This window comes from Micromonospora sp. HUAS YX12, assembly GCF_040215685.1.
Classification (GTDB): Bacteria; Actinomycetota; Actinomycetes; order Mycobacteriales; family Micromonosporaceae; genus Micromonospora; species Micromonospora tulbaghiae.
In genome coordinates this window covers 2,418,820-2,431,429 of the sequence record NZ_CP157974.1, presented here as the reverse complement: position 1 = coordinate 2,431,429, position 12,610 = coordinate 2,418,820, and the positions used below count along the sequence as shown (strand labels likewise).

The 12,610-nt window shown below is 73.0% G+C and carries 11 protein-coding genes; 5 read left to right on the top strand and 6 right to left on the bottom strand.

Annotated elements, in window-relative coordinates; all coding sequences use genetic code 11:
* The first annotated feature begins 274 nt into the window (after window positions 1–274).
* Entirely contained in the window at window positions 275–1,456 is a 1,182-nt protein-coding gene (locus ABIH81_RS11945) for an ABC transporter substrate-binding protein (RefSeq protein ID WP_349880307.1), read from the top strand.
* A 168-nt stretch (window positions 1,457–1,624) separates the two neighbouring features.
* Here ABIH81_RS11945 and ABIH81_RS11940 read toward each other — a convergent pair whose 3' ends face one another.
* Both ABIH81_RS11940 and ABIH81_RS11935 read right to left on the bottom strand, forming a co-directional pair.
* Window positions 1,625–2,407 carry an ABC transporter permease gene (locus ABIH81_RS11940; protein WP_349881074.1) on the bottom strand — a complete coding sequence of 261 codons (783 nt, stop codon included), beginning with the start codon at window positions 2,405–2,407 and terminating at the stop codon, window positions 1,625–1,627.
* Between the two features lie 151 nt (window positions 2,408–2,558).
* Window positions 2,559–3,587, bottom strand: coding sequence for an ABC transporter substrate-binding protein (locus tag ABIH81_RS11935; protein ID WP_349880306.1), 1,029 nt, complete (start codon window positions 3,585–3,587; stop codon window positions 2,559–2,561).
* Between the two features lie 284 nt (window positions 3,588–3,871).
* Here ABIH81_RS11935 and ABIH81_RS11930 point away from each other — a divergent pair, with 284 nt between their 5' ends.
* The 4 genes from ABIH81_RS11930 (at window position 3,872) to ABIH81_RS11915 (ending at window position 8,578) form a co-directional block, all read left to right on the top strand.
* A complete protein-coding gene (locus tag ABIH81_RS11930) occupies window positions 3,872–4,654 on the top strand; it encodes an ABC transporter ATP-binding protein (RefSeq protein ID WP_349880305.1) in 783 nt (260 codons plus the stop codon).
* Window positions 4,655–4,656: 2 nt separating this feature from the next.
* Window positions 4,657–5,607 (top strand): LLM class F420-dependent oxidoreductase, encoded by a 951-nt coding sequence (locus tag ABIH81_RS11925; protein WP_349880304.1) that lies wholly within the window; start codon window positions 4,657–4,659, stop codon window positions 5,605–5,607.
* The gene (locus tag ABIH81_RS11920) at window positions 5,604–5,912 is read left to right on the top strand and encodes a cupin (RefSeq protein ID WP_128137578.1); all 309 of its coding nucleotides are present in this window, start codon (window positions 5,604–5,606) and stop codon (window positions 5,910–5,912) included. Before ABIH81_RS11925 ends, ABIH81_RS11920 begins: the two co-directional genes overlap by 4 nt.
* A 74-nt stretch (window positions 5,913–5,986) precedes the next feature.
* A complete protein-coding gene (locus ABIH81_RS11915; RefSeq protein WP_349880303.1) occupies window positions 5,987–8,578 on the top strand; it encodes a hypothetical protein in 2,592 nt (863 codons plus the stop codon).
* A 46-nt stretch (window positions 8,579–8,624) separates the two neighbouring features.
* On the opposite strand, the gene thiC is transcribed toward ABIH81_RS11915, so the two are convergent.
* From thiC to ABIH81_RS11895, 4 genes are all read right to left on the bottom strand, one after another.
* A complete protein-coding gene (gene thiC, locus ABIH81_RS11910) occupies window positions 8,625–10,217 on the bottom strand; it encodes a phosphomethylpyrimidine synthase ThiC (protein ID WP_349880302.1) in 1,593 nt (530 codons plus the stop codon).
* A gap of 17 nt (window positions 10,218–10,234) precedes the next feature.
* Window positions 10,235–11,023, bottom strand: a complete 789-nt coding sequence (gene thiD, locus ABIH81_RS11905) for a bifunctional hydroxymethylpyrimidine kinase/phosphomethylpyrimidine kinase (RefSeq protein ID WP_349880301.1) — start codon at window positions 11,021–11,023, stop codon at window positions 10,235–10,237.
* A gap of 82 nt (window positions 11,024–11,105) precedes the next feature.
* Window positions 11,106–11,771, bottom strand: coding sequence for a thiamine phosphate synthase (locus tag ABIH81_RS11900; protein ID WP_349881073.1), 666 nt, complete (start codon window positions 11,769–11,771; stop codon window positions 11,106–11,108).
* A gap of 62 nt (window positions 11,772–11,833) precedes the next feature.
* Entirely contained in the window at window positions 11,834–12,607 is a 774-nt protein-coding gene (locus ABIH81_RS11895; protein ID WP_349880300.1) for a thiazole synthase, read from the bottom strand.
* Window positions 12,608–12,610: the final 3 nt, after the last annotated feature.

Sequence of the window (12,610 nt, the reverse complement as noted above, 5' to 3'; positions counted from 1 at the left end):
CCTTCTTTTCTCCGACCCCCTGAACAGGGGATGTCACTCCAGAGTGGTCACGCGCATCTGTGCAGTAATTGTCGGTTAATGTTTCGTGTCCCCAGCATGTGGGATGACCGTCCCGAAACAGCACTCGACATCCCCGCTTGACCACAGGCCCCGGCATTGGCAAGGTTTTGCAGGCTTCGCGCACACCGTACGGCAAACCAATCCCGTTCCTCCACTGAGGACGGACGAGCGGCGGTGATCGGGCGTCGGCCCGCGCCGCACCTGGAGGACTGAGTTGAGCCCCATCCGCTCCGCGAGCATCGCGGCGCTCGCATCGGCCGTGCTGGCCACCACGCTCACCGGCTGCGGGATCGGCGGGGAACCGCAGGACACCAGCCCGATCGTGATCGCCGCCGACCTGGAACTCTCCGGCGCGTCGGCGCCGGTCGGCAAGGTCTACCAACGGGCTCTGCAACTGAAGGTCGAGCAGTTGAACGCCTCCGGCGCACTGGGTGGCCGGAAGATCGATCTGCGGGTCAAGGACAACCGCTCGGACGCTGCGGAATCCTTGCGGAACATCAATGATTTCAGCGGTGACTCACGTGTGAGCGCCGTCATCATGGGCGGTTGCAACGAATGCGCCGTCGGCGCGGCCCGAACGATCGGTGAGAAGCGCATTCCGACGATCGCGCTGGGGTCGTCGAGCGCCATCACCGAGCCGGTAGCCGAGCGCCGATATGTCTTCAAGCTCGCCCCGAACGCCACCGACAGCGCCGCCGCCCTCGCCGGCGAACTGAACCGGCGCAACATCCGCAAGGTGGCGTTGCTGCACAGCGCCGAGGGTTACGGCCAGGAAGGGCTCGCCGCCCTGCGCCGCGAACTGAGCAAGACCCCGGTCAAGCTGGTCGGCAACGAGTCGGTGCGCACCACCGACACCGAGGTCGGCACGCAGATCAACGGGCTGATCGCCCGCAAGCCGCAGGCCCTCGTCCTGTGGACCACGCCGGAGCAGGCGACGCTCGCCGCCACCACCGCCCGGCAGAGCAAGTTCCGCGGCTCGCTGTTCTTCGACGCCACGGCCGCCGGCGACCTCTTCCTGGGCCCGACCGCCCGCTCCACGGAGGAGGCCACGCTGATCTTCACCCAGACCATGGTGATCGACGACGTGATCGCCACCACCCCGGCGAAGGCCGCGCGGCGGCAGTGGTTCCAGGACTACACCGCCCGGTTCGGCGGCTACAACGGCTTCTCCTCGTTCGCGGCGGACGCGGTCCAGTTGATCGCCGACGCCGAGCAGCGGGCGGGCGGCGAGCCGGGCAGGGTCGACCGGGAGGCGCTGCGCGACGTGCTGGAGACCTCGCAGCTCGACGGGCTGTCCGGGCCGATCCGGATGACGCCGGACAACCACTCCGGGCTGATGCCGCAGGCGTTGACGACGCTGGTGGCTAGGGGTGGTCGCTGGCGGCTCGCTGGCTGATCGCTTCTCGCTGTTGGGGCGTGGCCCCACCGCAGCCGGCTCCGGGCGGTCAAGCTTGATCCCTGCGCCGGTTGCGGTGGGGCCACGCCTGTCGTGGTCGGCAGCCACCCGTGGGTTGATGTCTTCTTCTGGGTTCTCGGTCGACGGCGTGTTCTCTTGTCGAGGGTGTCAGCGGGCTGAGGTGGTGGCGCGCACCCAGGGCAGGGCCAGGCGCTCGGCCAGGCTCAGAGCGGCGTAGAGCACGATGCTCATCAGCGCCACCAGCACGATCGCCGCCCACGCGGTCGCGGTGTCGCCGACGCCGTTGTACTGGAGGATCTGGTAACCCAGGCCCGGGCGGTCGGAGTAGAACTCCCCGATCACCGCGCCGATCGCGGCGAGCGGCATGGCCACCTTGAGCCCGACGAAGATCTGGGGCAGCGCCGCCGGGAAGCGCACCTTGCGGAACGACTGCCACCACGAGGCGTTGAGCGACCGGCCCAGCTCCGCCAGGTCCGCCGGGGTGGTGGTCAGCCCGGTCGCGGTGGAGAGCACGATCGGGAAGAAGCAGAGCAGGAACACCATGGTCAGGATGGGTTTCTGCCCCCAGCCCACGGCTACCACGAGCAGCGGCCCGAACGCGATCTTCGGGACCGCGTTCACCGCCACCAGCAGCGGCGCGAACATCCGCTCCACCCGGCGGGAGGCGGCCAGCGCCATCCCGATCAGCACCCCGGCCACCGACGAGAGCACGAAGCCGAACAGGGTCATCCAGGTGGTGATGCCCAGCGCGGGCAGCAGCACCTCGGTGGTGCCGGCGAGGGACTTCCCCACCGCCTGCGGCGGGGGCAGCGCGGCCGGGTGCACCAGGTTCAGGCCCGAGGTGACCAGCCACCAGGCCGCCACCGCGATCACCAGTCCCAGCGCGGGCAACCCGGCCGCCGCCGGGCGTACGGCGATCCCGCGCCGGATCGCCGGGCGCGGCGGCGCCTCCGGCCGGGCCTCGGTCGACTGTGTCAACGTGTCCTCCTCTCTGCGCCGGTCGGTGTGACCGGCACGCGAAGGGGGTGCGCCCCACCGGGGTGTCCGGCGGGTCGCACCCCCGTTGGCCCGAGCGGACCGGTCAGGCCTTCGGCGCGAGGTTGAAGTCGATGAGCTGGTCCGGGGTCAGGTTCTGCTTGAGCGCACCGGCGCCCTGGAGCAACGCGATGCTCTTGGCCACCCGGCCGCTGTCCAGCGTGCCGAGCGCGGTGCCGGAGTTGCTCGACCGGACGTACGCGGCCATCAGCTGAAGCTCGGCGGAGGCCGCGGCCGGGACGGCGGCCGGCACGTTCTTCTTCAGGATCTCGGCCGCCTCGTCCGGGTTGGCCAGCGAGTACTCCAGGCCCTTGAGCAGCGCGGCGGTGAACTTCTTCACCATCTCCGGCTTCTCCTTGGCGATCTTCGAAGACGTGATCAGCGCGTTGCCGTAGAGGTCCTGCATCACGTTGCTGTACGGCAGGACGACCGGCTTCTTCTTGGTCACCGTCTCCACCGTCGGCTGGCCGACGACGAACTGGCCGATGCCGTCCACGGAGCCCGAGCCGAGCATGCCGATGAGGCCCTGCGCCTCACCGTTGACCCAGGTCACCTTGCTGCCGTCGATGCCGGCGAGCCGGGCGTACGTCGGGAAGAGGTTGCGCACGACGGACGTCGGGGTGTCGGCGAGCTTCTTGCCCTCGAGGTCCTTCGGGGTGGCGATGTTCTTGCCCTCGACCGTGACGATCGCGGCCATGGTGCGCTGCTGGATCGCGGCCACCGCCACGAAGTCCTTCGCCTGCCCGTTGCCGAGCTGGAGGATGCCACCGGTCAGGTCGATCGGGCCGAAGTCGGCCTGGCCGCCGGTGATGGTCTGGATGACGGAGCCGGTGCCCTGACCGGGCTTGATGTCGACGTCGAAACCGGCCTCCTTGAAGAAGCCCTTGTCCTTCGCCACCCAGGCGTAGGAGTCACGCCCGAAGTTGCCGAAAGAGGTGAGGTACGTCACCTTCTCCAGCGCCGCGCCGTTGCCGCCGCCGCTCTCGGACTTGTCCGAGTCGCTGCTGCAGCCGCCCACCAGGGCGAGGGCGGTGGCCAGAGCCGCGGCGGCGACCGTACGGGTCAGCCTTCTCATCAGTGCACCATGTCCTTTCCGACCAGGACTTCTTCGCCGGTCGGGTCGTGGGTCCGACGGGGTCGGCAGGTGAGTTCGGCCGACTGGACCGTCGTGAGGGGACTCTTCGCGCGCAACAGCGTACGAGAAGGCAGATGACGTGCCGCCGCCGTCCCGGTTGCGGAACGGAAACGAAGTTGCGTGACGGAAAGCGGACTGACGTCCACCCCGGACAGTGCTATAAGCACGGTCCGCTACGCTAGCCCGGCTCGCGTTAGGGACGACGTGGAAGGGAGCCGGCGGAGATGATCCGACTGTCCGGGGTGTCCCGCACCTTCGACGGCCGTTCGGGGCGGGTGGAGGCGTTGCGCGGCATCGACCTCGACGTCGCCGAAGGCGAGTTCGTCGCCGTCCTCGGCCGGTCCGGCTGCGGCAAGTCCACGCTGCTGCGCATGATCGCCGGCCTGCTGCCGGTCACCGGCGGTGAGATCACCGTGGGCGGTACGCCGATCACGAAGCCCCGCCGCGACGTGGCGATGCTGTTCCAGCGGCCGGCGCTGCTGCCCTGGCGCTCGGTGCTGGACAACGTGCTGCTGCCGGTGGAGATCTTCGGCTGGCGCCGCGCCGAGCACCGCGACCGGGCCCGCAAGCTGCTGGAGATGGCCGGGCTGGGCGGCTTCGAGAAGCGCCTCCCGCACGAGCTGTCCGGCGGCATGCAACAGCGCGTGTCGCTGTGCCGGTCGCTGATCGGCTCGCCCCGGGTGATGCTCATGGACGAGCCGTTCTCCGCGCTCGACGCGCTCACCCGTGAGGAACTCTCCGGCGAACTCCAGCGGGTGCACATGGAGACGAAGGCGACGATCGTCTTCGTCACCCACTCGATCGACGAGGCGGTGCTGCTCGCCGACCGGGTCGTCGTGCTCAGCCCGCGCCCCGGCCGTATCCGCCAGGTGGTCGAGGTGAACGTCCCCCGGCCCCGCACGCTGGGCCGCCACGAACACCTGGCCGACGTCGCGCGGATCAGCGCCGAGCTGCACGAACTGCTGATGGAACGGGACGCCCCGGGCGTACCCGTGGGAGGACGGTGACCATGCGGGTCTCGGTGTTCACCGAACCCCACCGCGGAGCGGACTACGACGACCAGCTCCGGTTCGCCCGGCTGGTCGAGGAGACCGGCTTCGAGGGCTTCTTCCGGGCCGACCACTACCGGGCCATGGGGGACGAGCCGGCGCTGCCCGGCCCCACCGACGCCTGGCTGACACTCGCCGCGCTGGCCCGGGAGACCTCCCGGATCCGGCTCGGCACGTTGGTCACGTCCGCCACCTTCCGGCTCCCCGGGCCGCTGGCAGTCATGGTCGCCCAGGTCGACCGGATGAGCGGCGGCCGGATCGAGCTGGGCATCGGCGCCGGATGGTACGAGCGCGAGCACACCGCGTACGGCATCCCGTTCCCGCCGGTGAGCGAGCGCTTCGACCGGCTGGCCGAGCAACTGGAGATCGTCACCGGGCTGTGGCGCACCCCGTCCGACGAGACGTACAGCTTCACCGGCGAGCACTACCGCCTGGTCGACGCGCCCGCGCTGCCCAAGCCGGTGCAGCAGCCCGGCCCGCCGGTCATCGTCGGCGGCCGGGGACCGAAGCGCACCCCCGAACTGGCCGCCCGCTACGCCGACGAGTTCAACATGCCGTTCAAGAGCGTGGCCGAGACCGCCGCCGCGTACGAGCGGGTGCGGGAGGCGTGCGACCGCGCCGGGCGGGACGCCTCCGGCCGCGCGCCGCTGACGCTCTCCGCCGGCATCGTGGTGGCGATCGGGCGCACCGACGCCGAGGCGCAGCGCCGGGCCGCGCCGCTGCACGTCACGAGCGCGCTGCCGCCGGAGGACCCGGTGGTCGGCTCCCCCGCCCAGCTGGTCGACCGGATCGGCGAGTTCGCCGCGATCGGGGCCACCCGGGTGCACCTGCGCCTGATCGACTTCGACGACCTCGACCACGTGGAGCTCATCGCCGCCGAGGTGCTCCCCCGACTGGACGGACCGCGATGACCGAACTCTCCGCCGGCCTCGAACTCGGCCCGGTGGGCCAGGAGATCGTGTACGAGAACGACCGGGTACGCGTCTGGCACATCCGGCTGGAGCCGGGTGAGCGGCAGCCGCTGCACCGCCACGACCACCCGTACCTGGTGGTGGCGATCCAGGGCGCCAAGAACGTGGTGCAGACGATCGACGGCACCACCATCGACGCCGACGAGCCGACCGGCGGCGTGGTCTACCGCGACCCGGGCGCGGTGCACATGCTCACCAACGTCGGCGACACCACCTACCTGGCGCGCCTGGTCGAGCTGAAGTAGCCGCACCGGCAGGTTCGCCGCGCCGCGCGGCGGCAAGGTGGCGATCGGGGGCACCGGGCCGTAACGTGCCCGACATGGCCTTTCGGACGTGGGGCAGGCTGCTGCTCACGGCGCTCGGGGTGAGCGTGCTGGCCGGGGCCGGCCAGTTGGGCATCGCGTACGGCTTCGGAGTCGTACGCCTCGACGGCGCGTTCGTGGACGTCTCGGCCAACCGGTGGCCCGCCCAGCTCGTCTGGGTGGGCTGGTTCGCCGCGGTCGCCACGGTCGCCGGAGCCGTCCTCACCGAGCGCTTCGCCCGCCGCGACGACGATCAGGGCGGCACCACCGAACTGCTCTCCATCGCCGGCGTGAGCGCGCTCGGCGCGATGGTGGTCGCACCGCTGTGCATGCAACCGGCCCGCGCGGCCGAGCTGGGCGGATCCGTCGACCCGGTCTGGGCCGCCGGCATCTGCGCCGCCCTCGGCGCGGTGGTCGGAGCGGGCGCCGCGATCGCCGTACTGCTCAAGCCGCCGTTCGGCTGGGGCGTGGCGATCACCGCCGGGATCGTCTGGCTGATGGCGCTGCTGTCCGTCGCGCCCACGATCGTCTCCAGCCACCCGCTGGCCACGGTACGGCTCGGCGTCCTCGAACCCTCCTGGCTGGATCCGGAGGCGGCGCAACGCCTGTCCATGCTGCTGCTGCCGGTGCTCGCGCTGCTGGCCGGAGGGGCGGTCGGCGTACTCGCGCGCCGGGCCCAATGGCCGCCGCTCGTCGGCGGCGCGGCCGGCGCGGCCGGCCCGGTGCTGGTCGCGTTCGCCTACCTGACCGCCGGTCCCGGCTCGGCGACCGACCGCTACCAGGTCGCGCCCTACTACGGCGCGCTGATCGCCGTGGTCGCCGGTGCGCTCGGCTCGACCGCCACCACTGTGCTGCCCCGGCCGCTCACCGCCACCGGTGATCCCGACGCCGTCGAGGCCACCGACATCCTCGCGCCGCTGCCGCACTCGTCCACTCCGGGCGTCCCGGCCGTCCCGCCAACGCCTCCGGTGACCAGCGGCGCCGCCGCACCGGCGCACTGGAACTGGCCGGAGTCCGGTGGCTCGGCCACGGTGCCGGCACCGGGCGGTACCGATCTTCCCGCCGCCGATCAGCCGGCCGTCGCCGGGCAGCCGCCGGGCGACCGTCCGTCCGTCGTCGACACGAGCCACGGCCAGCCCATGCCGGGCCTGCTGCCCCCGGGGCGCCGGACCTCGGCCATCGACGTCCTCGCCGCGAGCCGCCCCGACCCGGTCCCAGGCACGGGCACGGGCACGGGCACGGGCACGGCACATACGGACAGCACCGGCGAGGCGGTCACCACTGATCGCACAGCGACCACTGATCGCGCGCCCACCGGCGACCGCTCCTCCGGCACCTCCACCGCCGCTGCGTCCGGGCCGGTGACCGGCATCCCGGCGGACAGCGAGACCGTCTCCGCCACCGCCCCGGGTGCCGGGTCGGAGGCCGGGACGGACGATGCCGCACCGGAAGCGGCGGCGACCGCGCCACGGGTGACGCGGCCGCGCCGTAGCCGCGCCAGCCGGTCCGGCGGCACGACCGACGGATCGACGTCACCCGCCGACGGCACAGCAAGCCGCGCCGCGGACGCCACCTCGAAGGACGCGTCATCCGCCACCGGCGGCGCCGTCGAGGGCCACGTTCCCGGCCCGCGTACGGACAGCGGCGCCCTCGCCGGACCGGTCCCGGCCGACGCGGACAGCGACACCCCCGCCGCGCCACCGGCCGACTCCACCGCCGGAACCGGCCGCCCCACCCGCTCCCGGCGCCCCCGCACCCCGAAGGCCGGACCGCGCGCCGGCGCCCCCGCCTCCCCCGAGTCCGGCCCGGCCGACGCCGCGACGACGACGCCGAGCGGGCAGGCCGACGATGCGCCGACGACGCCGAGCGGGCAGGCCGACGCCGCGACGACGGCGAGCAGCCCGGCTCCCCGCACCGACTCCCCCACCGGGGACGTCGCATCGTCCGGGCGTACCGGACGCAGCTTCTTCTTCGACGACCCGGCGCCGGCCCCGTCGCCCCGGCTCCGGTTCCCGATGTTCGAGGACGTCACCGGAGCGCCGGGCGAGGTACGCCCGGCCTGGCCGATCACACCGGCCGCCCGCCCCCACCGCGCCACCACCGAACCGGACGCACCGGCCCGGGACGGCGCGGAGGCGAACGTCCCGGCCGAGCCGGCGCCGCGCCCCCGCCACCGGGGCCTGCCCGAGCCGGGTGCGAGCACCGGCTGGGACGCGCTCGCCACGAACGCCCGTCCCGCCGGGCCGCTGTCCCGGCCGGAGGCAGGGACCGCAGGGCCGGTCGCCCGGCCGGAGCCGGAGACGGCCGTACCGGCCGAGGCCGGTGCGGCTCTGCCGGAGGCCACCTCGGCGGCGACCGAGACGGACTCCCGGCACGGACGGCACGCCGAATCGGACGACGCCGACGCGCCCGCCGGGAAGTCGAAGCCGCTGCGCGGTCTGTTCCGCCGCAACCGGGGTGCCAAGGGCGACCCGGAGCCGGCCGACCGTACGGCCGGGCCCGGCGACGCGGCCGACGACGAGTACGTGGACTGGGTCGCCGGTCTCGCCTCGGACGACAACGCCGACGACGCCCGCTCGCTGCGTACCGGACGGCACCACCGCGACTGAACGGCGGCCGGGGCGGGCCGGAACGCACGGCCCGCCCCGGCCCCGCTCACGCCAGCGGCAGGTAGACCCGTGACCCGGAGGCGACGAACTCCTCCGACTTGCCGCGCATGCCTCGCGCCGCGTAGTCCTTCAGCTCCTGGGTGATCTTCATGGAGCAGAACTTCGGCCCGCACATCGAGCAGAAGTGCGCGGTCTTGGCGGGCTCGGCGGGCAGCGTCGCGTCGTGGTACGCCCGCGCGGTCTCCGGGTCGAGCGCCAGGTTGAACTGGTCGGACCAGCGGAACTCGAACCGGGCCTTGGACAGCGCGTCGTCCCACGCCTGCGCGCCGGGGTGCCCCTTGGCCAGGTCGGCCGCGTGCGCCGCGATCTTGTACGCGATCACGCCCGCCTTCACGTCGTCGCGGTCGGGCAGCCCGAGGTGCTCCTTCGGGGTGACGTAGCAGAGCATGGCGGTGCCGAACATGCCGATCATCGCCGCGCCGATCGCGGAGGTGATGTGGTCGTACGCGGGCGCGACGTCGGTGGTCAGCGGACCGAGCGTGTAGAACGGCGCCTCGTGGCACCACTCCTGCTGGAGGTCCACGTTCTCCTTGATCTTGTGCATCGGCACGTGCCCGGGGCCCTCGATCATCACCTGCACGTCGTACTCCCAGGCGACCTTCGTCAGCTCGCCGAGCGTGCGCAGCTCCGCGAACTGCGCCTCGTCGTTGGCGTCCGCGATGGACCCGGGGCGCAGGCCGTCGCCGAGGGAGAACGTGACGTCGTACTTCGCGAGCAGCGAACACAGCTCCCGAAAGTTCGTGTAGAGGAAGTTCTCCTCGTGGTGCGCCAGGCACCAGGCGGCCATGATCGAGCCGCCCCGGGACACGATGCCCGTCACCCGGTCCACCGCGAGCGGCACGTACGGCAGCAGCACCCCGGCGTGCACAGTCATGTAGTCGACGCCCTGTTCCGCCTGCTCGATCACCGTCTCGCGGAACACCTCCCAGCTCAGCTTCACCGGGTCGCCGCCGACCTTCTCCAGTGCCTGGTAGATCGGCACGGTGCCGATCGGCACCGGCGCGTTCCGCACGATCGCCTCGCGCGTGGAGTGAATGCGCTTGCCGGTGGACAGGTCCATCACGGTGTCCGCGCCCCACCGGGTCGCCCAGGTCAGCTTCTCCACCTCCTCGGCCACCGACGAGGTGACCGCCGAGGTACCGATGTTGGCGTTGACCTTCACCAGGAACGCCTTGCCGATGACGGCCGGCTCGCACTCGGGGTGGTTGACGTTCAGCGGCAGCACCGCCCGACCGGCCGCGATCTCGTCCCGGACGAACTCCGGCGCCACCGACTCCCGGATCGCCACGAACTCCATCTCCGGCGTGACGATCCCGGCCCGGGCGTACGCGAGCTGCGTCGGCCGCTTCCCGTCCACCCCCGCCAGCGGCGTGCCGGCGCCGCGTACCGGGGCGACGTCGCCGCGCTCGGCGATCCACGGCCCGCGCAGCGCGGGCAGCCCCACCTCCGGGTCGGAGCCGGGACCGGAGGTGTCGTAGAGCCGTACCGGAGGGTTGTCCCCGGTCAGCGTCACCTCGGCGAACGGCACCCGGATGTCCGGGCGTGACCCTTCCACGTACACCTTGCGACGTGCCTGCATGACAGCCTCCCTGTCGCTCATGCGGACCAGCCGAAGTGGTCCAGCGGGCCGCGTCCCGCGCCCAGCTCCCAGGTCCGCGCGCCGGTCAGCGCGCGGGTGACGTACTCCTTGGCGGCGGCCACCGCGACCGGCACCGCGTCGCCCGCGGCCAGCCGGACCGCGACGGCGGCCGAGAACGAACAGCCGGTGCCGTGGTTGTGCCGGGTGTCCACCCGGGGCGCGCGCAGCAGCCGCGTGCTTCCACCGCCCGCGAGGACGTCGACCGACTCGCCGTCGGCGTCCACGTCGCCGCCGGTCACCACCACGAACGCCGGGCCGCGCGCCGCCAGCGCCTCCGCCGCCGCGACCATCTCCTCCACGGTGCCCACCGGGCCTCCGGTGAGGGCCGCGGCCTCCGCGCAGTTCGGCGTCGCCACCTCCGCGTACGGCAGCAGCCGCTCGACCGCCTCCACCACGCCGAGCCGGTGCCCGCTCGTGGCGACCAGCACCGGGTCGACGACCAGGTGGGGCAGCCGCCCGGCGCGGGCCGCCTCGGCCACCGCGTCGGCGACCGCCGGGGTGCCGAGCATCCCGCTCTTCACGGCCCGGACGTCGAAGTCGCCGAGCACGCTGTCCATCTGGTCGCGCACGGTCTGCGGGGGCAGCGGCAGGACGGCGTCCACGCCCCGGGTGCTCTGCGCGGTGACGGCGGTGAGCACGCTCGTGCCGTACGCCCCGAGCGCGGCGAACGTCTTGAGGTCGGCCTGGATGCCTGCTCCCGCTCCGGAGTCGGATCCGGCGATCGTGAGGATCGTGCTTGGCGTCACTGCGTTCCTTCTCCGGTGGTTGCGGTTGAGAGCTGCGGCCCACCGTGCCCACTCCGGGCGGTCAGGCTTGATCCCTGCGTGGTCACGGTCGGCCGCAGCCCTTCTCGTGCGGGCCTTCGTCGGATCGCGCGGGGTGGGTGCGCGCCACACGGGTGGCCGCCTCCTCGAAGGCTCTGCCCAGCGTGGTGGCGGTCTCGGTGGGGTCCGGGGCGCGCATGATCGCGCCCAGCACGGCTACTCCGGTCGCGCCCGCCTCGACGCATGCGGTGACCTGATCCGGGGTTTCGATGCCGCCGAGGGCGAGCACCGGGACCGGGCTGGCGTCCACCAGCGCGGCGAGTCCGGCCGCCCGTAACGCCGGGCCGTAGCCGGGCTTCGTCCGGGTCTCGTGGACCGGGGACAGGGTCACGTAGTGCTCGGTGGTGAGCCGGGCCAGCTCGGCGGTGTCGTGGCAGGAACGGCCGACCAGCCCGACGGCGGGCGGCGGGTACGGGCCGGCGGCGCTCAGGTGCACCGCGTCCCCGTCGAGCGGGTCCGGCCCGGCCACGACGAGCGTGCCGCCTGCCTCGGCGAGGACCGCGCGCAGGTCGGCGGCGAGCGCGAGGCGCTCGGCGCGGGGCAGGTCCTTCTCCCGCAGCACCACCCACCGCACTCCCCCACCCACCGCCGCCGCCACCACGTCGACGAGCGCCCCCCGCGCCACCCGCCGATCGGTGAGCACCACGACTCCGGTCGGCTTCCGACGGATCTTGGTACGTGGCCGCCCGTCCAGGGGCGCGCGCGTACCAAGATCCGCAACACGTGAAGCGGTCACAGGTCGGGCCGTCCCTCATCGGGCGTGGAGGCCAGCGCGTGGAAGCGGCGGGCGATCCGGCCCGCGCCGTACGCCAGCCGCCCGGCCTCGACCGCGTACCGCATCGCCGTGGCCATCGCCACCGGGTCGGCGGCCCGGGTCACGGCGCTGGCCAGCAGCACCGCGTCGCAGCCCAGCTCCATCGCGAGCGCGGCGTCGGAGGCGGTGCCGATGCCCGCGTCGAGCACCACCGGCACGTCGACGGCCTGCCGGATCAGCCGGATGTGGTGCGGGTTGCCGATGCCCAGCCCGGAGCCGATCGGCGACCCGGCCGGCATCACCGCCGCGCACCCCACGTCGGCCAGCCGCCGGGCCAGCACCGGATCGTCCGAGGTGTACGGCAGCACCGTGAACCCGTCCGCCACCAGTTCCTCGGCGGCGCGCAGCAGCTCCACCCCGTCGGGCAGGAGCGTGCGCTCGTCGCCGATCACCTCCAGCTTCACCCAGTCGGTGTCGAACGCCTCCCGGGCCAGGTGCGCCGTCTTCACCGCCTCCACAGCGGTCCGGCAGCCGGCCGTGTTCGGCAGCAGCCGTACACCGCACCGCTCCACCAGGTCCAGCAGGCCGCCCGACCCGCCGGGCGTGGTGTCCACCCGGCGCAGCGCCAGCGTCACCAGCTCGGTGCCGGAGGCGCGGATCGCCTGCTCCAGCACGTGCAGGTTGGCCGCGCCGCCGGTGCCGAGGACGAGCCGGGAGCCGAACGTGACCCCGCCGATCTCCAGCGTGGACATCCG